Below are 23,904 nucleotides of genomic sequence, written 5' to 3'. Positions count from 1 at the left end.
AAATATTAGATAATAATTAATTAGGAATGCCTTGACCTTTTACATTTATATCATTATAATAAGAACTAATATAATACAAAAAGGCAAAGCTGTCTAATATTAATAAATATTAGATGGCTTTTTTTATAAGAATTACCTATGACAATGGAGTCAAAGCTAAAGTTGCTTGACTCTATTTTTTTATTATTAAAATCCCAATTCAATTTTTAGGAAAGAAGGTATAGTTATGAAAAAAATAGAAATTATTATTAAGAATGAAAATTTGGATGCTTTAAAGAAAATATTTGCTGAGTGCGACACTTATGATTTCATGATTTCAAATATCAAAAATTATAATAATCAAAAAGCTTATAATAAAATTTTCAGAGGTAATTTATATAATGTTGATCTTTTGCGTAAAGTAAAGGTAGAAGCAGTTGTAGATGCTGTAGTTGCACAGCTTATTATAAATAAAGTTTTAAAAGAAATTAATGATGGAATTTATGAAGATGGGAAAATTTATATCAGTAATATTGAAAATGTTGTTTAATAAAAACAACATTATAAAATTTTATAGAGGGGTTATGCCCCCCTCTCTTTATTTTTTTAGTAAAGATTTCACTAAAAAAATAAATTATAATTACAGCTATGAATTACATAGATCCATTTATTTGTCTTAATTTTTTAGTTTTCTCACCAGGACTTGTTTTCCATAAGATAAAAAATGAGAGAGTTCACAAAGACACCGCTCAAGGAACTCACCGCCATAAAAATCCCAAAGGCCCCGGCACTCATTCCAAAGTCCTCTGTACAATATAGAGATAAATAAGGTGTTGTAATAGAAATTCCTATTCCAACTAAAAGCATACAAAGGACGAGTAAACCATATCCCTTAATTTCAAATAATTCTTTTAACCTTGTAAGCACTTTGAGACCTCCTTATCTCTTGTAAATTTATATTTTAATTAATTCACTGATTTGTAGAAACAAAGATTGCTTTCCCATGTATTATTTTATTAAAAATGTCTTATAATCCTCATAATTTCTCTTTAAAAGATTTGGTGTATCTAGACCATAAGGACAATGAGCCTTACAATTACCACACTCTATACAATCTTCAATTTTCTTCATCTTTGCCTGACCTTCTTCAGAAAGATGTGCTTCAGCTGGAGAACGGCGAAGAAGCAGAGACATTCTTGCACAGTTATTAATTTCTATACCTGCAGGACAAGGCATACAGTATCCGCAGCCACGACAAAATTCACCTACAAGCTCTTTTCTTTCCTTTTCAATATATTCCTTAATTTCATCAGTCATTTCAGGTGGATTATCTATATAAGAAATAAATTCATCAAGTTCACTTTCCCTCTGAACTCCCCATATAGGCAAAGTATTATCAAATTGAGCAAGGTATGCATAAGCTGCTTCACTTCTTGTTATAAGTCCACCAGATAAAGCTTTCATACATATATAACCAACATTTTTTTCTTTGCATAGATTTACAAGTTCCTCATCTTTTTTATCAGCAAGATAACTAAATGGAAACTGTAATGTATCATATAATCCTGATTCAGCAGCTTCTATTGCTACTGGCAACCTATGATTTGTAATACCTATAAAACGAATCTTTCCTTGCTTTTTTGCCTCTAGCATAGCCTCATAAAGTCCTGTCCCATCATTTGGCTTAGGGCAAAAGCTTGGATTATGGAATTGATAAATATCAATATAATCTGTTTTAAGCATAGTAAGACTTTTTTCTAAATCGCTCCAAAATCCGTCAACTGTTGTAGATGGAGTTTTTGTTGCAATAATTATTCTATCCCTGACATCACTTAAAGCAAGACCTACTTTATACTCGCTGTCAGTATAACTTCTTGCTGTATCAAAAAAGTTAATCCCATTATCATAAGCCTTTCTTAAAAGCTTCACTGCTTCTTCACTAGAAACACGTTGTACTGGAAGTGCACCAAAACCATTTCTGTTTACTACTATTCCTGTTCTTCCTAACGTAACATTTACCATATTGTCATCACCCTTCTTATAAATCCAAAAGTATATTAATTTTACCAACTTATTTTATAATAATACCAATACATTTTTATATCAACACAATTAATTTAACTAAACTGCTTTAAACTGAGTCCATCTTCCACATAAATATCTATATACAAAGATAATTGCTTTAACAATCCAGTCAATAAACATAGCCGCCCATGTCCCAAACATTCCCATGTTTAAATATATCCCTATCAAAATTAATTATTATTTTTTCTCTCATCCTATGTTTCCTTTAATATTTCCTATTGTTCTTATTAAATCTAAACTAAAAAATCTCTAATAATCGAAGTAACATATCAATTATTTAAAGATTCTTGCATCATAGATGCTTATTTGAGCTCTCCATATACTTCATCTGTTACTGCTTCTAACCATTCATTAGATGCACCTTCTGCTGGTACTTCCACCGCTAAGTGTGAAAAAATACTGCTTTTTGCTGCTCCATGCCAATGCTTTACTTCAGGTGGAATGTTAACAACATCACCTGGATGTAACTCCTGAGGCTCTTTTCCCCATTCCTGATACCAACCTCTTCCCTTTGTTACTAGAAGAATTTGACCACCTTTATGGTGAATATGCCAATTATTACGGCAACCAGGTTCAAAGGTTACATTTCCAATTGGAACTCCAGTAGTAGTAAGCATATTCAAATATGCCTGCCCAACGAAATACTTGGCAAACTTTTCTGGAAGGGGCTCTCCTTTTGGAAAAATTGTATTATTTAATTCCTTTTCATCACTCATATATTATAATCTCCTTTATCAATATGATTTACAATAGCATCATTATATTCCCTGTATTTAACTTCAAGTCAAGTAATAATTTCAACTTTTACTTTTATTTCTCCATCTGAGCAGCCGCATCATTTAGACAACGAAGTGCATTCAAACTTCTTGGATAACCTATATATGGCAGGCACTGTGAAATAACCTTGATTAAAAACTGCTTATTATTACCAATCCTCATATTGGCTGCTGCATGACTTATAAGTTGAGGTTCACAACCCCCTTGGGCTGATAAGAAACAGAAAGTAATCATTTCTCGTTGTTTGTAATCAAGGCCGCTTCGCGTATAATAATCTCCAAAGCAGTTATCAGCTAACCAATGATTAATGTGCCTAGATTCTTCCGATCCTGACTTGTAAAATTCTTTCATTCCATCTCCAAAGATATCAACCTGTGCTTGAATTCCTTTTTCTAAACGGTTTTCTCTTGTAGTATTTGACTGTCCTTCAAGAGGTAACTTAATTCCTCTTGCTGCTAGTACTTCATTAACACCATTGAGGAATGGAAATACCCTTCCGATTCCAAGGTAAGCTACGGCTTGATATACAATTTCTTTCACTTCTACTGGTGTTACTCCAAAATTAAGTGCAGCTGGTACCATTGCTTTGAACTCATCAATCCCTTGACATCCAATCAATGTTGCAATAATTGCCATCATTCTAGTACGATCATCTAAATCATCTTCATTTACAACTTCATCAAACGCAAAGTTATCAAATAACTCTATAAATTCTGGGTCTGTTTCTAGAAACTTTGATACATATCCTGGAAACATTCTCTCATGATATTCTTTTGAAAAATCTGTGATTGCCATTCTTAATCTCTGCCTTTCTATATTGAAATTAAATCGAATTAGTAATTACTTTCTAGTAGGAATAATACTGTTTTTTTCAAACTTTTCTGCCACATCCTTTAAATGTGTTATAATTGGTAGATGTTGCGGGCAAGCTTTTTCACATTGTTTACATCCAATACATTCGCTAGCTTTTCCATGATTTATAGCAATATTGTTGTAATATACCATCTGACTTGAGAAACTACCAGTGGTACGCATAATGCTGTTATACAGTGCAAAATATTTTGGTATGGCAATATCCTTAGGACATCCATGTGTACAATATTCACATGCAGTACATTGCACCGCTGTCTTATCATTTATGATTTTAGTAACCTTTTCAATAATTGCACTTTCTTCTTCATTTAAAGGTGCAAAATCACCCATAACTGAAGTATTATCTTCTACCTGTTCAATACTGTTCATTCCGCTTAATACACGAAATACTCCCTTCTGACTTGCTGCGTAACGGAGTGCCCAGCTTGCAGTAGATGAAGTAGCACTATAATCTTTCATCAACTTTTCAGCTTCTTCTGGTATATTTACAAGAGTTCCACCTTTGCAAGGTTCCATAACAGTTACTGGTTTATTGTATTTATTGGCAACTTCCAAACACCGGCGAGATTGCACATTAGGTTGCTCCCAATCAATATAGTTTATTTGCAGCTGAATAAAATCCAATCTATCTCCATACTGCGATAAAATTTCCTCTAGCAGCTCTGGTGTATCATGGAATGACATACCAACAACTTTGATTTTACCCTCCGCTTTCTTTTTCACAACAAAATCAAAAGCACCATACTCGCAGCATTTTTCATAAACATTAGAACCCATGTTGTGTAACAAATAGTAATCAAAGAAATCAACTCCACAGTTAGTTAGCTGTTCATTAAAGATGCATTCCATATCCTCACTATCTTTAAAGTCACGTAGTGGCAATTTTGTAGCTAATTGAAATGAATCCCTAGGGTGACGTTCAACCAAAGCTTTACGTATGGCTTCTTCACAATGATAGCCATGGTATGTGTAAGCAGTATCAAAATAAGTAAATCCCTTTTCTAAATAGGTATCAAATAACTTATGAATTAATTCATAATCAAAAGAAGTTTGGTCCTCTTTACTCAGTAAAGGCAGACGCATACATCCAAAGCCCAACTTTTTTTCTTTCATTAATTCCATAATAAAACCTCCATCAATACTTTTTTGTATTTTTTTGATAGTTACTGATTTAACATGAATAAATTACCTATAGTTAATTCAGTATTTTATGCTTATGATATAGATTCAAATTTTTTTAGCCAGTTTAATATATCCTTATCAGCTCTGCTAACATTGCTTCCTCTAATAGCTAAACGCGGTAGTACTTTAGCACTCGGACAAAGTTTCTTAATATCTCGTTCACTGCTTCCCATTCCGCTGCCTTCATGTGTACAAAATGGAATAATATTCTTTCCCTTAAAATTATAAGACTCTAAAAATGTAAATACCGCCATTGGCATAGTTCCCCACCAATTTGGATATCCTAAATATATTACTTCGTATGAATCCATATTTTCTACTTTTTCTGTAAGCTTGGGTCTAGCATTACCCCTTAACTCTTCCTTCGATACATTTGTTGTTTCTGTATAATCTTTTGGATAAACTTTTACTGTTTCTATTTCAAACAAGTCGCCGCCTGTTAATTCCTGTATTTTCTTCGATATTACTTCCGTGTTTCCAATTTTAAGATCTTCAATGCTTCCGCCAACATAATTTTTTCCTTTTTTCTAAAAGTAAGCTATAAGGCTTTTTGAATTTTTCATTTTTCGCTCCTTTTAATTAATCATCAATTCTTTTTAATTCTTTTTCTTTTACCAATACTCTTTCTTCATAACCATCAATCTTTTGATCCAAACGATCCAACGTTTCCTGCATTTCTTTAACTTTTTCAGAAAGCTGATTTCTTTGTTCTATTAAAAGTTCTTTTCTAGCCTTAATTGTGGAATTTCCTTGTTGAAACATACTTACATACTCTACTAATACTTCTATAGAAAGCCCTGCACCACGCATACATTTTGCAAACTGAATCCATTTGCAGTCTTCTTCTGTATAATCCCTGACTCCACTTGAATTTCTATTTACAGGTGGAATTAATCCAATTCTTTCATAATAACGGAGTGTGTCCTGGGAAAGATTAAATCTTTTGCTCATTTCTGTAATTGTCATAACCATTTCCTCCTTTAATAAATATCATTTAAACTTATGTTACTACTTGGAGTTCACTCCAGGTCAAGCATTTTTTAACCTTCCTTCAATCTTTTCTTTATACACACTTACAAATCAATTTTTTCAGGAAAATATTCAACAAATGATTTAACAGATCTTGATGCACAAGAAGCACTGAGCTTTGGACCTTCGCTTATAATTAACGAAGAAAAGGCTAACATAAAAGATGTGCAAATTGGCATTACTCCAAAAACAGCAATCGGACAAAGAAAAGATGGTGCCATAATTATGCTTGCTATAGATGGTAAAGACAATCAACATAGGGGTGCTTCTCTAGAAGAAGAACAAGAAATCATGTACAATTTAGGTTGTGTAAATGCAATAAATTTAATAACTTGCGATACAACAATGTATTATAATAATGAAGTTATTAATAGACCAACAAATATGATAACATTAACTAACACTGCAGATGGTTGCTCTTATGTACCTGAAGAAATGAAACTTCCAACTGCTGTAATTGTAAAATAGATATTATAAAAAACACTGTACTAAATTTTTTATAAAAAATCCGCAAGCAACAATTATGCGCCTGCGGATTTAATTTTAAAGCTTTACCTTATTTTAACACCTAGAAATTTATAGTACCACTATTCATTGACATGGATAATCAAACACTTCTGCTAATTTTAAAAAAAGCTGAGTATGATTAGTTAATTGTTCATATCCATCATTTTGCAGGCACCACTTAATTGCAGTCATAACAAGTGCTGCATATAACTCTGATAAATAATCTAAAATGTCAGGAGACTTTAGATTTTTTATTTTATACTGCTCGTAAAAACTTCTCTTTAAAAAATCAGACATATCATTATATAAATGAATCGTATCTGTATTAATGGTAAAAAGAGCTAAAATTACTTCTCGTTTGGTTGATAGTATCTGATACAAAGATTTTATAACCATAAGGACATCTTCTACATTAGCACAATTAAACCGATCTTTTACACCAGTTTTTAGTAAGTCAAATACTTCATTACAAAGAGTTTCTGCTAATTGATATTTATCTGTATAATGTTTATAGAATGTAGAGCGATTAATCAAAGCCCTGTCCAATATATCTTGTACTGTTATTTTATTAAAGTCTTTCTGACTTAGTAAATCAATAAAAGATACTTCTATATATTTCTTTGTCTTTATAACACGCAAATCATTTTGATTCATATGTAATTCCTCCGTACAATTATTTTAAAATATTTTATATAGATAAACAACATTTTCCATACTTTTTGTAGTTTAAGTACATAAACATTTAAATACTGATGATTGAAATATTAATGTAGATAAATAAAATAAATAGTACAGGAGGGATGAAAAATGAATGAATTAAAATGGTTTGTATGGTTATTTCCGTTTCTATTTATTGTACATGATATGGAAGAAATTATTATGGCGAAATATTGGTGCAAAAAGAATTTAAAACAACATGTCCGTCTGCCTATAACACCCTTTGGAGGCACAAAAAGTACTGCTGGATTTGCAATTGGTGTATATGAAGAACTGGTTTTATGGCTTATCGTTACTATGATCGGGAATATTAGTGGATTTTATGGTTTGTGGTACGGTTTGCTCGTGGCAAATATCGTGCATCTAATTTTATTTCATATTATAGGATTACCATTATCCTATCGTCATTATGTTCCCGGTGAAGTAACAGCATGGTTGACGGTTATTCCATGCTGCTATATTTTAAAACTTGCTCAGAATATATTGGGGTACTCTGTTATTGAAATTTCTATTTGGGTAACAGTAGGGATTGCATTTGCTTTCGTAAATATGACGATATTGCATAAAAACATTAATAAGTTGTCCAAATTGGTGGAATGATTATATGTTAAAAAAGAATAGGGTGTAACTTCCAACGTTACATCCCCTTAGTCAAAATTGAAATACACTTTGAAGTTTAAGTTCTCATCTTTATGATTTTCATAACTTTAACCCTTGCAGTACATCTCATTAAATTTTCCGAACTATATATTATCTTTTCCTATATGTTATGTATCTCAATGGAAAAATTTGCGTTTAAATGACTGCTGTACGGTGTCAGCCTTTCCGATATTCCCCTCAAAATAGAGGGGATTTTTTATTGAAATGAATAAATTTAAAATTCTAAGATACCCTAATAACATATATCTTATGATTTAACTAGGAGGCAAAATATGAGGATAATAAAAAGAATTCTATTATTTGCTATAGGTTCTATATTTTTATTGCATACTATTCAATATAATGCTTATGCTCAAACTAACTCCAATATTCAAGCTCCAGTTAGAGTTGCGGTTTTCTTATATGATCTTAATGAATTATTTCTTTCTAATGTAAAACAAGATTTAGAAAACATCCAAAAAGAAAATGCTAATAAAGTTGAATTTACCTTTTTTGATTCAAACGGTAATCAAAGCACTGAGGATGACAACGTTAGCACTGCACTTACTGATGATTTTGACCTTTTTGTAGTTCAACCAGTTAATCCAAGTTTAGATGTTTTTAGGAATACACTTAATATGATATCTCCCCAAAATATTCCTCTTATAATATTTGCACCGCCAAGTACTCAATTAGCAAGCTTAGCTAGAACTTATCCTCGTTCTGTTATTATAGGTGGTGATGATGAACAATCTGGAATTCTACAAGGTAAAATTCTTGCTGATGCTTGGAAAGCTAACAAATCAACTATAGACCATAACAAGGATAATATATTACAATACGTAATGATAAAAGGTCCTGCTAATGATCCCGCAACCCTTGCTAGAAGTAAATATTCTATTCAAGAACTTAATGAAGAACATGTGAATACCCAAGAACTTTCTTCTACCTTTTGCAATTGGGATAGAACATGCGCTAGAGATGCTATCGATGCAATTCTTTTAAGACATGATGATAAAACAGAAGCAATAATAGCTAATAGTGATGATATGGCAATAGGCGTCATTGAGGCACTTCAAAAGTACGGATTTAATAAAAATGACCCTTCAAAATATATTCCTGTTGTTGGAATTGGCGGTTTACCTAATACACAAGAATTAGTTAAACAAGGCGTTATGCTGGGAACTGTTATACAAAATCCAATTGATTATGCAAATGCAGTTTATGCTGTAGGGATGAATCTCGTTTCTGGAAAACTTCCCTTAAGCGGAACAAACTATAAATTTGATGAAACCGGAAATACAATTAGAATTCCTTACTATCCATATACAAAGTAATAGTGGATCAATTAGAATGAATTTATAACTCATTCTAATTGATCCCATATCTATATTTCCTTAATTGTTTTGGAATGATCTAAGTAAAATAGACATATAGAAAGTACGTAAAAGATACAGCATTCCAACTCTTTCTTTATTTTTCTTGTACAATAAAAATAGAGCAGCTTTTACACCACTCTAAAAAACTATTTAGTTTCCGTTTAAGTTTAAGAATTTACTATGATCTTACTATCATTTACTCCAGCGCTAATTAAAGATTGTTTCATTGTTTCACTCTTTACATTAAACATAGTATTCTTGCACCCACTAAATGCGCCAAGTTTTATGATAGTTGAATTATTTGGAATTGTTATACTGCTTAAGCTAGTACAGTTTTGAAATGCACTATGTTCTATACTTATAACACTATCAGGAATACTTACGCTGCTCAAATTTGTACATCCATAAAACATACCAACTCCTATATTTGCAACTCCATTAGGAATTATTATGCTGCTTAAATTCTTACATCCGTCAAATGCCTCATCTCCAATAATTGTTACACTGCTAGGTATTTCAATACTTTTCAAATTTACGTTTCCAGCAAATGCACTATTTCCAATACTTGTTACACCATTTGGAATTATATACTTTTCGCCAACTCTTCCAATAGGATAATTTAATAATTTACTTCCATCTTTACTGTATAATATTCCATCAATGCTCTTATAAGTTGTATTGTCGTTATCCACAGAAATATTTGTTAAGCTACTACAGCCTAATAATGCATATTCCCCTATACCCTTGACGCTAGCAGGAAGGTTTATGCTTGTTAAACCCGTACATCCGGCAAATGCTGATCTTTCTATATTTTTTACACTATTAGGAATAGTTGCATTTACTATATTCTTATTTCTATAGAATGCCCTATCTCCTATACTTGTTATTACAACATTATCAATTTTATCTGGAATTACTATATTGCTGTCAGAACCTACATAGGCCACTATTTCTCCCGTTTGTTTGCAAAAAGCCCAGTTCCCTTCTATTGTGACATTTGCAAATTGGCCACTACTATTAATTCCATATTCACTTCTAAATTCATTTGGCGTATTGTCTAACATGTAGCCTTTTGTATCAAAATAATATAAACTTCCATCAATTACTCTCCAGCCTGTAGCCCAGGAACTTCCCTCCGAATACCACCAGCCCTTTTGATCCTGCTTCCATTCTGCACTTGCCCCAATTGGCTTTAACAATAATACTGAAACAACTACCAATGCACTAGCTATTACCTTTGTTAATTTTAACCTTTTCATATTCTCCTCCCATTTTTTACATTATAGTCCTAAAATACCAACTATTATATCTTAACATAATTACCAACAAAATTCCAGTTTATTTTTTCTTTCTTATCATTCGTTCTTTCTATGCTTTGCCAATTTTATGCCTATTATAGCGTAAATTGGGGTAAAATGATTAAAGCTGAAACTTTCTAAACATAAGAAAATCTCAGCTTCTAACTATATAAATACTATTTTTCAATAACTCCACTTTCCGATTCAAATTTTAGAAAGCGTGTCCCTTGAAAAGTTAAAGTTCCCCACTCATATTCTGGAATACTCCTAAAAACACGTCCTCCAACTGTAAATTTTAATTCGCTTCCAGTATCTAATTCAAATTTTAAAATCAAGGTTTCATTTGTTGTCATTATTCCATTACTATCTGTATTGGTATATACATCTCTTATTTTCTTAATAAGCTGTGCTTTTGTAGATATAATCGGTGAGTTTTCATTTTTAATGTATTTACTAATACTTATAAAAACTATAAAAGCGAAAAAGATAAAGAATATTATTTGAAATCCAGCCATAGATTACCCTCCTGAATATTTACAGTTCCAATAAAATATTTCTAAGACTATTAAACAATATTAATAGGTTTTTTATTAATAAATGCTTCAATGTTACCAGCCAATAAGTTTATAAGTCTTTGTCTTGATTCAAGGCATCTCCAGCCTATATGTGGAGTAAGAATAACATTCTTCATATTAAAAAGTGGATTATTTAATTCTGGAGGTTCTTGTTCTTGAACATCAAGTGCCGCCCCTGCAATTTTTTTATCTTTAAGGGCTTCAATTAAATCCGCTTCATTTATAATTGCACCTCTTGCTGTATTTATAATAAAAGCTTGTGGCTTCATAAGTTCTAATTTAGACTTATTAATAAGATGCTTTGTATTTGGCGTCAGTGGACAATGCAAAGTAACAAAATCACTCTCCTTAAGAAGTTCATCAAGACTGACGAATTTAGCATCTAAATCCCCTAAATCTTTTGGTGTTCTACTATATACAAGTATATTCATCCCTAGTGCTTTAGCTACTTTCATTACCTGCATGCCAATAGCTCCTGCGCCAATAACTCCAAGAGTTTTGTTTTGTATTTCAAAGTGAGGCACCTTAAGATACTTAGTAAAGTTATCATAATTTTTATTTTCAATCATTCTTTGCTGCTCACTTAATGATGAAGTTAAGCTCAATATAAATGTAATAACTAACTGAGCTACGGCCTCGCTACTATAACCCGGTACATTGCATACAGCTATATTTCTTTCTTTTGCAGCTTCAATATCAATATTATTATAACCAGTACCAGCTTCACAGATTAACTTAACACAAGGAGGGAATTTCTCAATTAAGTCTCTCCCAATTGTCATCTCTTTTGTAATTACTATTTCTTGATCCTTAACTCGCTCTATAATTTTCTCATTACTGCTATCTTCATATTTAGTAACTTTGCCTAACTTATATAGCGATGAAAAATCCAGTTTATTATCAAAATCTATTTTGCTTGAATTAAGAAATACAATATTGCTCATTATTTTCCCGGCCTTTCCAATAATCTAATTTTATTATAATATTAAAGATTTCTATGGTTTACTCTATAATTTTTAGTATATCATAGAATTCTGTTAATTAGATTTTATATTTTTTTGTTGAAAATATTTTAAATAACTTCAAAAAATGGTAATAAAGTGATATAATTTATAAGCATTTCACCCAAAAATCAAAGGAGGTGTTATAGGATGATAGAAGTTAAAAATCTATCTAAATCATTTAAGGTTTATAAAAGGAATCAAGGCCTTAAAGAAGCTGTAAAGGCTTTGTTTAACAAAAAATATGAAATTGTCCAGGCTCTTGATAATATATCCTTTACTATTAAAGAAGGAGAAATGGTCGGATATATTGGACCAAATGGAGCTGGCAAGAGTACTACTATAAAGATTATGAGTGGTATTTTAAATCCAGATAAAGGACAGTGTATTATTAATGGAAGAACTCCCTGGAAGGACAGAATTAATCATGTACGCGATATAGGTGTAGTCTTTGGTCAAAGATCTCAGCTTTGGTGGGATGTGCCTGTAGTAGATTCCTTCAGCCTTATAAAGGATATTTATAAGGTATCTGAAAATCAATATAAGAAGAATATTAAGGAGCTTACTGAGCTGCTTAGTATAGGAGATATAATAAAAACCCCAACTCGTCAATTAAGTTTAGGACAAAGAATGAGATGTGAAATAGCAGCATCACTAATACATGACCCTAAAATTTTATTTCTAGATGAACCAACAATAGGCTTTGATTCCATATCTAAAATTTCAGTTAGAGAATTTATAAAAGACATTAACAAAGAGAAAAAGACAACAGTAATTCTTACCACTCATGATACTCAAGATATAGAAGCATTAACAAAGAGAATAATTCTAATAGGAAAAGGAAGAGTACTTCTAGATGGAAAATTAGATGATTTAAAAGAAAGGTTTAGTAAAGATAGAACAATCACTCTTAATTATTATGGAAAATTAAATGAATTATATAATGGGTTAAAAATTTTAGAAAAATATGATGGCAGAGCGGTTATAGAAGTAGATACAAATGTGATTTCTGTTTCAGAAGCTATTGGATATTTGTCTTCAATAGTAAATATTAATGATGTTCAGGTTAGTTCAACTACAGTAGAGGATGTTGTTGTGGGCCTTTATAAGGAGTACAAGATATGAGAACCTATTGGAGTTTTTTTAAGATGAGATTTATAAATGGCCTTCAATATAGAACAGCTGCCTATGCCGGAATAGTAACCCAATTTGCCTGGGGGTTCATGTATATAATGCTTTTTCACAGTTTTTATAAAACCAACCCTTCAGCAAGTAATATGAGTATTTCAGAACTTTCCAGTTACATATGGCTTCAACAGAGTCTTTTAGCTTTATTTATGACTTGGTTTTTAGATAATGATATATTTGAAGCAATTTCTAGTGGAAATATTGCTTATGAAATATGCAGACCATTAGATGTTTATAATATGTGGTTTGCCAAAAGCTGCGCAATAAGAGTATCTAAAGCCGTGTTAAGATGTTTTCCTATTCTTATATTAGCTTCTTTTTTACCAGAATCTTATAAATTCAGCCTCCCAGCTTCAATATATTCTTTTACACTATTTTTAATATCTGTAATAGTTGGAACTGCAGTTGTAGTTGGATATAGTATGTTAATTTATATTTTTACCTTTTTTACTGTATCTTCAGTAGGCGTAAGAATGACAATGGTAATGTTAGCAGATTTTTTTGCAGGAGGACTTGTTCCATTACCACTGCTTCCTGACTATTTAACCAAATATATTTATCTTTCACCCTTTGCTGCCATGCAGAATGCTCCATTTAGAATATATACAGGAGGAATTTCGGGAATTGATGCAGTGAAGACTATTATTCTTCAATTATTTTGGGCATTAGTATTAATGGGATTTGGTAAATTAATTATGAGGAAAGCTATGAAGAAAGTAATAGTTCAAGGAGGTTGAAATTAGAGTTATGAGATTATATTTTAAATATTTTTCAATTCATTTAAGAGCTGCAATGGAGTATAAAACCTCTTTCTTTCTAACTGCTGTAGGACAAGGATTGACCACAGCCTTTTCTTTCCTCAGTATGTATTTTTTGTTTCAGAGATTTGGAAATATAGAAGGTTATACCTTTAATCAGGTATTATTATGTTTCAGTACAATATCTATGTCATTTGCTTTAGCAGAATGCTTTGGAAGAGGTTTTGACAGATTTTCAACTATAATTTCAAATGGTGAATTTGATAGAATCATGTTAAGACCTAGAAATGAAATAATACAAGTCTTAGGTAGTAAGATTGAATTTTCAAGAATTGGCAGATTGTCTCAAGCACTAATAATATTTGTATATGGAATAATCACATGTAATATAGGATGGACCATTGGTAAAATATTTACCTTAATACTTATGATAATTGGAGGTGTATTTTTATTCTTTTCACTATTTATGATATATGCAACCATATGTTTTTATACAATTGAAGGCTTAGAATTTATGAATATATTTACAGATGGAGGAAGAGAAATAGCACAGTATCCATTAAATATTTATAGTGAATGGGTACTGAAGTTTTTTACTTTTGTAATACCTTTAGCCTTTGTAAATTATTATCCTTATCTTTATATTATTGATAGAATAGGAGAAAATAAAATTTTATATATGCTGTCACCTATATGTTCGATATTTTTCATAGTTCCAGCCTATGTTTTATGGAGAATTGGAGTTAAGCATTATAAATCAATAGGTTCATGATTACTATTATTATGGATACACACAGAAAATAAATGAAAATCTAATATTTTTAACTATCCTTTTACCTTTCTCAAAGTAAGCCTTAATAGCTTAAAACAAAAGCCATTTATTGATCATATGTATCTTTCATAAAGGTTTATAAACTTTTGAATTCATGGTAGAATCAAGTGTAAAATAAGACAATCAGAAAAATGGTTTTGAGAAGTAAAATAATTAAAGCTAAGATTCTCTAAATTCAGAAAATCTTAGCCTATTTTTTCATACTTTAAACTTTAATTTTTAATATTTCTTCTTTACTGAGTTTTGAATATTTAATTATTTTCTCTATTGGTTCATTATCTTTTAACATCTCTTTTGCTATTTCTAAAGCTTTTTCTTCCCTGCCCTCTTCAATTTTTTCTCTATCTCTTTCCAACAAAGTCATAAACTCAACCTCCACTAAAATATCATTTTTAACTTCCTCCACTTTTTTATGTATATTCTTTACAAGATTTCCTTTAGTATGATTTACTTTATCATCTGTTGAATCTTCTACATAAGCAAGGAACTCCAATAATTCTTCACTTAAGTCCTTTATAATTCCTTTTGTATTTAATATTATTTTTTGCGCTTCATCATTTAAAATTAATCTATTATCCTCTAGACATACATTTTCAAAAGTATATTTATGACGTCCTTTATCAAATAAATCAAATGTGCAAATAAATATGATATAACTTTTAGCAAGTTTCCTATAATCTTCACCTTTGCTTATTAAATCTAAGTCTATACTTCCTTGATAATATCTAAGTCTTTTAGGCAAGCTCTTGTGTTTTCCCCTTTGCATTTCAACATTATAAATAGTATTATTTTCATCTTTAACATAAACATCAAGTCTAATACCTTTACTTTCAATCAATAAATCTATAGTTTTCTGTTCTTCAACCAATTCAACTTTTTCAATCTCAATTTCTAAAATCTTTTCTAATAATTCCTTGCAAATTTCTTTATCGCTCATAACCTTTGCAAAAAGAAAGTCATCTTCAAGATTTAATTCTTTTAAAGTTTTATTCAACATATTAACCTTACCTTATCTTTTTATCTTTTGTTTTGATTATTAACAATATTATAACTAATTAAACTCTGTGATTCAATATACATTGAATTTAACTCGTTATTCTAATGCTTCCGAATAAAAGTCAGTAATATTTAAAATTTCCTTCCTATTAATCACAACATCTTGGTAAAACTTCTAATGTCAGCGCATAACAAATTCCACCTGAAACTTTTTATTTTATCCTGCTATTAATTCTTATTTTCCACCTAATTCAGCCTTAATATATTCACTTATCCTTGATATACAATATAACACTAAACTAAACCAATTAAAATGAATGAATATCACTTTAATTGGCTCTATAAAATACACTTATTAATTTTACAAGAAAAATTTTCAACTTGTAATTATAATCTTCCTAAATCTTGTACAAAAAAATCACTTAAAATTCAAACATCATAATTTGATTAACTTGTCCAAGTCTTTCTAATTTTTCTGAATCTGCATCCTTTAAAAAGGCCTTTTTAATTTCTCTTTCGTTTATTAGAATTTGGCTATCTCCATTCTCACTGCTTCTAAGCTTACAGCTATATACAATAGGGAAATACGTTCTTATAAACTTCCCTTCTGCATGTGCTGTTAATGCTATAATTTGAAAACCTAACTGCTCTGCAATAAAGAATACTGGATCAAGTACATGATCACTTGAGGCTTTACCAAATGGATTATCAACAATAACTGTTCTGTAGTGACTCTTTAGTGGAATTATCTGCTTTCTTTTTTCAGCAACATAGTTGAGTATTCCTAGGAATAAAGCCATGTTTTTACTCCATTTTTCTCCTCCAGACCACGAATTAGATTCTTCCCATGAAAATGGCATACTGCTCATTTTACCATCATTAGTTACTTTTCTGCACTTTACAGTTATCTTCTTATGATTCATTACAATAGGAAGCAGTTGCTTTGATTGAAGCCATTTTTCAATAGATTTTTTAACTTTTTCTCCATTCTCAACTCCATTTTCATCTCTGTATTCTTCACCTTCAAGTTTTTTAAGAATCCAGTTTATATGATTATAAAGCTCCAATTTTCCATCCTTTTCGTTCCAATCAGGTACATTAAATAAATAAATTTCTTTCCAATTCTCTTCAATCTTAATTTTAGTTTTCTTTGGAATTGCTTTTAGTTCTTGAGCCATTATCACTAAATATGAATGAAGGTGATTTATAAACTGCTTCATTTCTTCATCATGTTCACGCATATCGCGCTCTAGTAATTCTATAGTTCTATTTATACGTTCACTCATTATATTCTGCCATTCAATAATATCCTTATAGCTTTTTCTGAAATTTACCCCATCAACTGCCATCTTCTTTAATTTAACATCTAATATTTTATTTTCGCAGAAATTTAAAAACTTTTCCTTTTGCTCCTTAGTCTCCTCAAATTTTGCATCTGACTGCTTTTGTACTTTTATTAATTGATTAGAAATTTTATTTATTATTTCTTTTCTCTTATATGAAAAATTATTTTTTATTTCTTCATTTAATTGAATCTCTTTAATAGCCTCATTTAAGAATGGATATCCTGCATTACAATATTCTAATTTTTTTATAACCTCATCTAATTCAGTTTTTTCTTCATTTAACCTCTTTTCTTCCGCCTGAAGCTTCTTACTCTTTTCTTCTAAAACTTTTTTCTCATTATTTAAAAGTTCTTCTACTTCTTCTAAAGCTTTATCAAAGGTTATTAGATTTTCATAAATTTCATTGTAATCTTTCATTTTGACTTTGTATGTATTTTCGCCGTTTTTATAACTATCTCTTGCATTATCATATTCGTCTTTCTTTGTTTCCAATATCTTTTTAAGTTCTCTTCTTTCCTTAATAAGCCTTTTAAGCTCATCTTCGCTTATTATATCATTAAAACTATCATCTATATCAAAATCCAATTCATTTTTGTAATTTTCTAAATCTTCATTTAATGTTTTTATTCTTTTAATTCTTTCATTAAGCTCATTTTCTATGCTCTTTCTACTTTTCTGTTTATTGTCAAGTTTATCTTTTAAACTTTTTCTAAACTGAGCTAAAGCTCCTATAGATTTATTTGAACTTTTAGGAGTGTTTGCTTTAGTCTCCTCATAAAATTCTTTTTCTGAAATAATCCTTTTGTTATAATCAGCGTCATTGCGCTCTATCTTTAATCCCTCTACAAAATCTTGTTTATAGTTAATATCACTTTGAATTTTTTTGATTTCAATTTCTAAAATTGCAATTTCGTTTTTTAGCTTTTTAATATCAATTATAAGCTTTTTATTCTTATTATTTTTAATAAAATATTCATTAGCTTTCTCAAGCTTCTTTTCTAAATCCGATTTTCCTTCTCTGCAATTTAAAAGTTCTGAATCTATTTTTTTAAGTTCTATACTTATATCCTCTAATCTCTTTTCAAATTGTATTATAGTACCTTCAGCTATATTCTTATTTGAATTCACTTCCTCAAGTAACTTTTTCATATTGCTAAATTTTTCATATGAATTTTCATGATAAAATTTTTTCAAATCTTTTAATAAAGCATCAGTAATTATATATTCATTTTCTCTTTCTTCTCTTTGTTTTTTAATTTCTTCAGCTTTTTTATCTATTTCTTTTCTATGGGTTTCAAAAAAGTTCTGTGAAATATTATCTTTCCATGGGGTTGGAACAAAAATATTATCTCTATTAAAATCCTTGTGCCCAGTAAGTATTTCCCTAGCTTCTTTTTCATCTAAAACTATCACGGGATTTATTAATTTATCTAAGCTCTTACTTAATTTTTCATTTAATTTCTCTTTTTCTTTCTCAGAAACCACTAAACTTACAGCCCAATATGGAAATTTATCTAAATAAACCTCTTCAGGTAACTCATTATTTTTAGCAGCTCTTTGAATATAAATAGTTCCACTTTCAATATAATCAAATTGATTTCTCCAGGAAATAAGCCATTTTTCTATAACAGCATCTGCAGTATAATATTCACTTTCCTTATAATCATCAAGCCATCTATATGAAATTCTCTCTTCAAGTATAGCTTTTTCTTTACTTTCTCTAGCCTTTTCAAGAAAATTCTCTAACTGATCTATTATTACTACTTCTTTAGAATGAAGAGTTTCTACACCATAAAAACTATTTTTGAATTCTTTCAATCTCCTTACTAAAACTTCTTCTTCATCTTTTAGCTTATTTAATTTTGATTCTAATTCAATACTCTGTAGTTTAAGACCATCATATTCTTCACGTTTATTATATAATGAATTTTTCACTTGAATTTCTTCATTATTTAATTCACTTTTTTTCTTTTGAGCATTAAAGATTTTTTTCTCTAATTCTGATAATATATTTTTCCATTCAATAATTTTATCTTCAATATTTTCTTGTCTTTTATCAGATAAAATTTCTTTTTTTATCTTTTCTATATCTTCTTCTACGATTTTACTTTGACCTTCTAAGCTACTTTTACTGTTTTCTAATATTTTGTCATCCTTTAATTTTTCTTGTAACAGTACTTTTTTTTCAGTTATTTCAAGGTTTGCATTATATATTCGGCCTTCTATAAACTGGACTTGTCTGCTTAGTTTATCTTCTTCTTCTAAGTAATAACCTCTTATTTCACATGCATTTTCTTCTAATTCATCTTTAATATCAACTACTTCTTCATCTTTGTCTAAACTGTCTATTTGAACTTTATTAAGCTCAGCTAATTCTTCCTCCTGCTTTATCTCCTTCTTAAACTTTAAAACCTTCAAATTTGAATATCGCTTATCTTTTTCCATTTTCCTATTCAATATTTTATTATATTCATCTTCCTTTATTTTGAAAATCCCGCTCTTAAGCTGCATATCCTTCTCTAAAAGTGCCAAATTATAAGAAGCTTCCTTTTGTTTTAAGTTTTTTTCATCATCATTTGCATCTTGTATTTCTCTACTTATTTTTGAAAGCTTTTCATCATTTAAGTTGTGCTCTTTTTTGCCTAATTCATATAACGCTTTTAGCGCTTCCTTTGTTTCCATTACCTTAGTATTTATCTCATCAAACTCTTTATAGTGATCTATATACGTTCCAACTTGATTTTCAACTTGCCTGCTTTCATCAATTCTAGCTTTCAATTGATTATACTCTTTAAAATGCTCTCTTTGTTTTTCAAAGGTTTCAGCAAATTCCTTTGTTCCTCCTCCTGCTAAAGCTTCCTCAACCGTTGGAATCAAAAGATTGTCTATTAATTGTCCCATTGTCTTACAAGAATCAAAAAAACTTTCTACGCCACCTTCTGCACCATTTATTGTTGCAATTCTTTCCCATTCCCTTGGAATAATCTTAAACCTATCCTCTATGTACCTATTATACTCACGCTTTATCTTGAATACTTTAGCATTAATTCTATTTTTACTCATGTTAGAATAATAGTCTTCCATTTCATCCTTATTAGCCGGTCTATAATTCCCATTTGCATTTTTCACTTTGAAAGGAAGTTTTTCAATTGTTTCATCATCATTTTCCTCATATTCATAAGCATATTTTAAAGCATCTACTGAACCTTTATTCATAAACAAGGTTACTGCAGTTAATGCATATCTTCTAGGTCTTTCGCTTATTATCCATTCTATAGCAATATGTGCAGAATTATTTTCAAGCATTAAGGTATTTTTTATTTTTCTTTCTGCAAGCTCTTGATTTGGTAGTATTGCTTGGATTGCCGTTTGAATAAATACTGTTTTCCCTCCACCATTTTCCAAAAGAATAGCTCCGTTTTCTCCATCAAATTGAAAGATATCATCATTATACCTTTTTTGCCCATTTTAATATACTACATTAGTAAATCTTATCTTTGATATAGCTGGCATTTTACTTAACCTCCTTCTTGTCCAAATTGTACATAAAATCAAGAATTCCCCTGTTATAGTCATACTCCATATAGTACCTTTGAATTATTGTTTTAGCTTTTTCCGTAAGCTCCAATTCTTCATTTCCAATATCACTAATAAGCTCTTGATCTTCTAAAAAGTTCTTTACACTATTCAAAAAACTCTTTCTGCTAATTGTCCTAGCATTTTGTGCCTTAGCTGTTTCTTTAATTTCATCCATATCAAGCCACTTTTCTATAATTAAAGACCAATTATAATCATATTCTTTATCTAATTCCTTTAATTTATCACTATTGTGCTCCTTCAAACTTGCAATTCTATCATTTAAACTTTCTAACCAATCTGAAATATTAATGAAATCTCTTGTAGGCTCAATTGTCTGATAACTATCATAAAATTCTCCAAACAATACTATTATTGAAACATACATAAGATAAATGTCTAAATTCACTGACTTTGAAGGCAGATAATCTTTCTTAATAACTTCATTAGATACATGGAATATAGAATCTTTAGAAATAGGAACAAGATATATAAACTCTCCTGCAAGAAAAATCGTACAGTCCACTTCTCTAGAAAACTGATCCACCAATCCCCTAATCATATCATCAGATATGTATTGACGTAATTCATCCTTTTCTCCATATCCAGTTTTAGCTAATATAGAGTATATTTTAAATGCTTGAATTACTTGTTCATTTCTATAAGTTATCATCTCTATCCTCCAATTTTAAAACCATATTTTTTATAGTAAACCTCTTTGTAACTTTCAATACATTTCTTAATTCTTCAACATATAACAAGTATCCTTTTGCTGAAAATACATCATACGATTTTCCCATAAGTTCTTCTTCTTCATTATCTTCTCTTTTCATAGTTATTGGTGATTTTTGATGAAGAATAATCCAAAAATCATAAAAAGGACGCTGATTAATTATTTCTTCCTCATTACTTTCTTTTATGAACTCAATAACGTCTTCTATTGTGATACTATTTACTTTTTTATATTCTAAAGCCTTTAATATTACCTCAGCTACTTGTCTATATTTATTACTTTGTATTTCTATTTCCTCTTTTAGCTTTTCCTTGCTTAAAATATTTAAAAATTCATCACTTGTTTCTTCTTCTTCAGTATTCTCAATCCGCTGCTTTGAAAACACTGATATTGGCGACCATGTTTTTTCTTTTCCTAAATATAAAAATGGTTCTATTAATCTTCTGGTACTGTTTAATGGGAGTGGTGATGAAAAAATTCTGCTTACGATTTCCTGATTAAAGTTAAAAGAATTTATCCCTATGTAATATAATGATTCTTGTGCTGCTTGAAGGGCTGAAGTTTTAAGCAAGATACTCTCTTTTAATAGCTTTCTATGTTCATAATGTACTTCATCTAATTCCTTATCTATTTTTATTATTAGCTCAAAAGCTTTTTTGTCTTCTTCCTTATTCATTTCATTAGCAATTTTTTCTTTGGTGTCGTTTACAAAGCTTCTTAACTCTTCAAATTCTTCATTCTCATGAGTTAATCTATCATTAATGTCGCCTATGATATTTTTATATCTTTCAAAAGTTTCACTTGAGACTATGTTTCTATTAACTTCATGCTTTATTCTGAAAATCCTGTCATAAAGGTTTTTTACATCTAGATTCATCTCATCAATTTGCCTTAATGCGCCTATAAATTCTCCTTTTTCAAGCTGTTTACGTAATATAAGCTGATTTATTGACAATTGAAATTCATTAAAATACTCTTTAGTCGCAAATATTAACTCCAAACCTTGCTCGTCCAAAGTGTAATATTGTGTATTTGTTTCTAAATCCGCTTTATCAGCTTTCAAAATAGAATATTGGACAATATCTTCTTTTCTTGTCTCATAGTTATAAAAAGTCTTAAAATTCCTTTTTCCATTTGGTGGTCTAAAGGTTTCTATAATAGTTCTAGCTATTTTTAGAAAATCCCCATCTTCCAAATCAAATTGCCCTTCATTTACTATCTGTAAGTACTCCGCCACATTTTTAACACCAACTTTTCTATTTCTTATAAGCATATTTTCAAAGAAAAAAAGCAGAGTTAATAATCCAAAACTAAAGTAGTCAACTTTATTATCACTTCTATCTTTTAACTTTTTTTCATTAAGTGCATATAATGGGTCAAATAGTGCTAATCTTTGAATTCTCTCGCGATAATTTTCAACTACATTACTCACATTAATCTTCACACATTTCACTCCATATCCTTTTTAATTCTTCTTTATTTAATCCCTCTTGTGGTAAATAACCACCATTATTTATCATATTTAACAAAATCTCTTTTTCTGAATCAGTAAAAAATTTCGAAAAATTATTTATAGCTTCATCGTTTCTCTTTTGATTTTTCTTTCCTATACTATAATCCTTTTTAAGTAGCTCTCTATAAAAATTAACAGCTATATTTACCTTCATTTTTTCATTTAACGAATTCCATATGGAAATACCTTCTTTATCTATATCTCCAAAATACATAAATTCATTTTTATCTTTCAAATTAAGCTGTTTATCTATCATATAATAGTTGGAAACTATCTTCCATCCACAGCCAAAAATAAGCGTAGTATAATCGGTTTCTCTTAAAATATCCACAAGAGCTAAAAAAGTCGCTTTATTTTCAACAATAAGATGATAATGTACAGGCTTTCCAAAACCAGTTTGATTAATAGCTAGCATTAATGGATCTGAATCATTTACGATTTTGAGTTTATCCCATACTTTTATTCTTTCTAATAACCTTTTTCCATTCTTTTCATCTATCCACTTTTCATCACCTAAAATATTAAAAGACCTTTCCTGAGATGTAACATAGCTCTCAGGAATACCATTACTCAATATGTACTCATCCACGGCTTGTATAAATTGAAGATCCTTATAAAATGTTTCTTCTGATAATTTAAAATAATCTCCTAAATCAATTTCTTTAGAAAACTTCAAAATATAATTATTTATTGCATCTATTTTATCTTTCTGGAGTTTATAATGATTTACACCATAACTTAATGCCAAAGAATTGATTTTAGTGCCTCTTTCAATTAATATATTATCTTCAACAAGCTTCTTTATGCTTGCCACAAAATTCTCATAATTCATACTTCCATCTGGCAATTTTTCCAATTCACTTAATTTTATTGTTTTCTTTTTATAGGATTTTAAATATTCAATTAGTTTGTCATACATGT

At 29.8% G+C, this 23,904-nt stretch carries 24 protein-coding genes; 7 read left to right on the top strand and 17 right to left on the bottom strand.

The window, feature by feature from the left end; translation table 11 throughout:
• Positions 1 to 226: 226 nt before the first annotated feature.
• Positions 227 to 529: a P-II family nitrogen regulator gene (locus COL3_RS05760; protein WP_008418434.1), complete on the top strand. Its 303-nt coding sequence runs from the start codon at positions 227 to 229 to the stop codon at positions 527 to 529.
• 143 nt (positions 530 to 672) lie between these two features.
• Here COL3_RS05760 and COL3_RS05755 read toward each other — a convergent pair whose 3' ends face one another.
• The 8 genes from COL3_RS05755 to COL3_RS05725 all read right to left on the bottom strand — a co-directional run bounded on the left by COL3_RS05755 (position 673) and on the right by COL3_RS05725 (position 5,862).
• On the bottom strand, positions 673 to 906 hold the full coding sequence (locus COL3_RS05755; protein WP_008418436.1) for a hypothetical protein: 234 nt from the start codon (positions 904 to 906) through the stop codon (positions 673 to 675).
• An 81-nt stretch (positions 907 to 987) separates the two neighbouring features.
• Positions 988 to 2,001: an aldo/keto reductase gene (locus COL3_RS05750; protein WP_008418438.1), complete on the bottom strand. Its 1,014-nt coding sequence runs from the start codon at positions 1,999 to 2,001 to the stop codon at positions 988 to 990.
• 99 nt (positions 2,002 to 2,100) lie between these two features.
• Complete coding sequence (locus COL3_RS29515; RefSeq protein WP_278286629.1) at positions 2,101 to 2,232, bottom strand: hypothetical protein; 132 nt, start codon at positions 2,230 to 2,232, stop codon at positions 2,101 to 2,103.
• Positions 2,233 to 2,366: 134 nt separating this feature from the next.
• Positions 2,367 to 2,780, bottom strand: coding sequence for a cupin domain-containing protein (locus COL3_RS05745; RefSeq protein ID WP_008418443.1), 414 nt, complete (start codon positions 2,778 to 2,780; stop codon positions 2,367 to 2,369).
• 94 nt (positions 2,781 to 2,874) lie between these two features.
• A complete protein-coding gene (locus COL3_RS05740; protein ID WP_008418444.1) occupies positions 2,875 to 3,636 on the bottom strand; it encodes a carboxymuconolactone decarboxylase family protein in 762 nt (253 codons plus the stop codon).
• 45 nt (positions 3,637 to 3,681) lie between these two features.
• A complete protein-coding gene (locus COL3_RS05735) occupies positions 3,682 to 4,836 on the bottom strand; it encodes an aldo/keto reductase (protein ID WP_008418446.1) in 1,155 nt (384 codons plus the stop codon).
• 92 nt (positions 4,837 to 4,928) lie between these two features.
• The gene (locus COL3_RS05730) at positions 4,929 to 5,378 is read right to left on the bottom strand and encodes a flavodoxin (protein ID WP_347474371.1); all 450 of its coding nucleotides are present in this window, start codon (positions 5,376 to 5,378) and stop codon (positions 4,929 to 4,931) included.
• Between the two features lie 97 nt (positions 5,379 to 5,475).
• Positions 5,476 to 5,862, bottom strand: a complete 387-nt coding sequence (locus COL3_RS05725; RefSeq protein ID WP_008418450.1) for a MerR family transcriptional regulator — start codon at positions 5,860 to 5,862, stop codon at positions 5,476 to 5,478.
• Positions 5,863 to 6,036: 174 nt separating this feature from the next.
• On the opposite strand from COL3_RS05725, the gene COL3_RS05720 reads away from it, so the two are divergent.
• A complete protein-coding gene (locus COL3_RS05720; protein ID WP_242982105.1) occupies positions 6,037 to 6,393 on the top strand; it encodes a phosphodiester glycosidase family protein in 357 nt (118 codons plus the stop codon).
• A 123-nt stretch (positions 6,394 to 6,516) separates the two neighbouring features.
• Here the strand turns inward: COL3_RS05720 and COL3_RS05715 are convergent, their stop codons facing one another.
• Positions 6,517 to 7,086, bottom strand: coding sequence for a TetR family transcriptional regulator (locus COL3_RS05715; RefSeq protein ID WP_099716582.1), 570 nt, complete (start codon positions 7,084 to 7,086; stop codon positions 6,517 to 6,519).
• Positions 7,087 to 7,239: 153 nt separating this feature from the next.
• Between COL3_RS05715 and COL3_RS05710 the strand changes: the two genes are divergently transcribed.
• Positions 7,240 to 7,749 (top strand): HXXEE domain-containing protein, encoded by a 510-nt coding sequence (locus COL3_RS05710; RefSeq protein WP_008418470.1) that lies wholly within the window; start codon positions 7,240 to 7,242, stop codon positions 7,747 to 7,749.
• Between the two features lie 332 nt (positions 7,750 to 8,081).
• Entirely contained in the window at positions 8,082 to 9,125 is a 1,044-nt protein-coding gene (locus COL3_RS05705; RefSeq protein ID WP_008418472.1) for a galactose ABC transporter substrate-binding protein, read from the top strand.
• Positions 9,126 to 9,334: 209 nt separating this feature from the next.
• On the opposite strand, the gene COL3_RS05700 is transcribed toward COL3_RS05705, so the two are convergent.
• From COL3_RS05700 to COL3_RS05690, 3 genes are all read right to left on the bottom strand, one after another.
• The gene (locus tag COL3_RS05700; RefSeq protein WP_008418474.1) at positions 9,335 to 10,426 is read right to left on the bottom strand and encodes a leucine-rich repeat domain-containing protein; all 1,092 of its coding nucleotides are present in this window, start codon (positions 10,424 to 10,426) and stop codon (positions 9,335 to 9,337) included.
• A gap of 215 nt (positions 10,427 to 10,641) precedes the next feature.
• Positions 10,642 to 10,980, bottom strand: a complete 339-nt coding sequence (locus tag COL3_RS05695) for a DUF2500 domain-containing protein (protein WP_008418476.1) — start codon at positions 10,978 to 10,980, stop codon at positions 10,642 to 10,644.
• Between the two features lie 50 nt (positions 10,981 to 11,030).
• Positions 11,031 to 11,984: an NAD(P)-dependent oxidoreductase gene (locus COL3_RS05690; protein WP_008418477.1), complete on the bottom strand. Its 954-nt coding sequence runs from the start codon at positions 11,982 to 11,984 to the stop codon at positions 11,031 to 11,033.
• Positions 11,985 to 12,191: 207 nt separating this feature from the next.
• On the opposite strand from COL3_RS05690, the gene COL3_RS05685 reads away from it, so the two are divergent.
• Genes COL3_RS05685 through COL3_RS05675 form a run of 3 tightly spaced genes read left to right on the top strand, consistent with a single transcriptional unit; the run spans position 12,192 to position 14,759 of the window.
• Positions 12,192 to 13,166, top strand: a complete 975-nt coding sequence (locus tag COL3_RS05685; RefSeq protein WP_008418479.1) for an ATP-binding cassette domain-containing protein — start codon at positions 12,192 to 12,194, stop codon at positions 13,164 to 13,166.
• A gap of 23 nt (positions 13,167 to 13,189) precedes the next feature.
• The gene (locus tag COL3_RS05680; protein WP_347474369.1) at positions 13,190 to 13,966 is read left to right on the top strand and encodes an ABC-2 family transporter protein; all 777 of its coding nucleotides are present in this window, start codon (positions 13,190 to 13,192) and stop codon (positions 13,964 to 13,966) included.
• A 10-nt stretch (positions 13,967 to 13,976) separates the two neighbouring features.
• Positions 13,977 to 14,759 (top strand): ABC-2 family transporter protein, encoded by a 783-nt coding sequence (locus tag COL3_RS05675; RefSeq protein WP_008418483.1) that lies wholly within the window; start codon positions 13,977 to 13,979, stop codon positions 14,757 to 14,759.
• A gap of 265 nt (positions 14,760 to 15,024) precedes the next feature.
• Here COL3_RS05675 and COL3_RS05670 read toward each other — a convergent pair whose 3' ends face one another.
• The 5 genes from COL3_RS05670 to COL3_RS05650 all read right to left on the bottom strand — a co-directional run bounded on the left by COL3_RS05670 (position 15,025) and on the right by COL3_RS05650 (position 23,902).
• Positions 15,025 to 15,813, bottom strand: a complete 789-nt coding sequence (locus COL3_RS05670; RefSeq protein WP_035282196.1) for an Rpn family recombination-promoting nuclease/putative transposase — start codon at positions 15,811 to 15,813, stop codon at positions 15,025 to 15,027.
• A 424-nt stretch (positions 15,814 to 16,237) separates the two neighbouring features.
• Positions 16,238 to 20,566: a hypothetical protein gene (locus COL3_RS05665; protein ID WP_008418486.1), complete on the bottom strand. Its 4,329-nt coding sequence runs from the start codon at positions 20,564 to 20,566 to the stop codon at positions 16,238 to 16,240.
• A 109-nt stretch (positions 20,567 to 20,675) separates the two neighbouring features.
• Positions 20,676 to 21,410 (bottom strand): DUF6063 family protein, encoded by a 735-nt coding sequence (locus COL3_RS05660; RefSeq protein WP_008418488.1) that lies wholly within the window; start codon positions 21,408 to 21,410, stop codon positions 20,676 to 20,678.
• Positions 21,397 to 22,914, bottom strand: a complete 1,518-nt coding sequence (locus COL3_RS05655; RefSeq protein WP_008418490.1) for a hypothetical protein — start codon at positions 22,912 to 22,914, stop codon at positions 21,397 to 21,399. The genes COL3_RS05660 and COL3_RS05655 overlap by 14 nt, the downstream gene beginning before the upstream one ends.
• A complete protein-coding gene (locus COL3_RS05650; RefSeq protein ID WP_008418492.1) occupies positions 22,904 to 23,902 on the bottom strand; it encodes a Wadjet anti-phage system protein JetD domain-containing protein in 999 nt (332 codons plus the stop codon). The genes COL3_RS05655 and COL3_RS05650 overlap by 11 nt, the downstream gene beginning before the upstream one ends.
• Positions 23,903 to 23,904 lie beyond the last annotated feature (2 nt).

The sequence above is a fragment of the Clostridium sp. LS genome (assembly GCF_002760435.1).
Classification (GTDB): domain Bacteria; phylum Bacillota; class Clostridia; order Clostridiales; family Clostridiaceae; genus Clostridium.
Note: the sequence above shows the minus strand (reverse complement) of the source record. Positions and strands in the feature narration are given on the sequence as shown.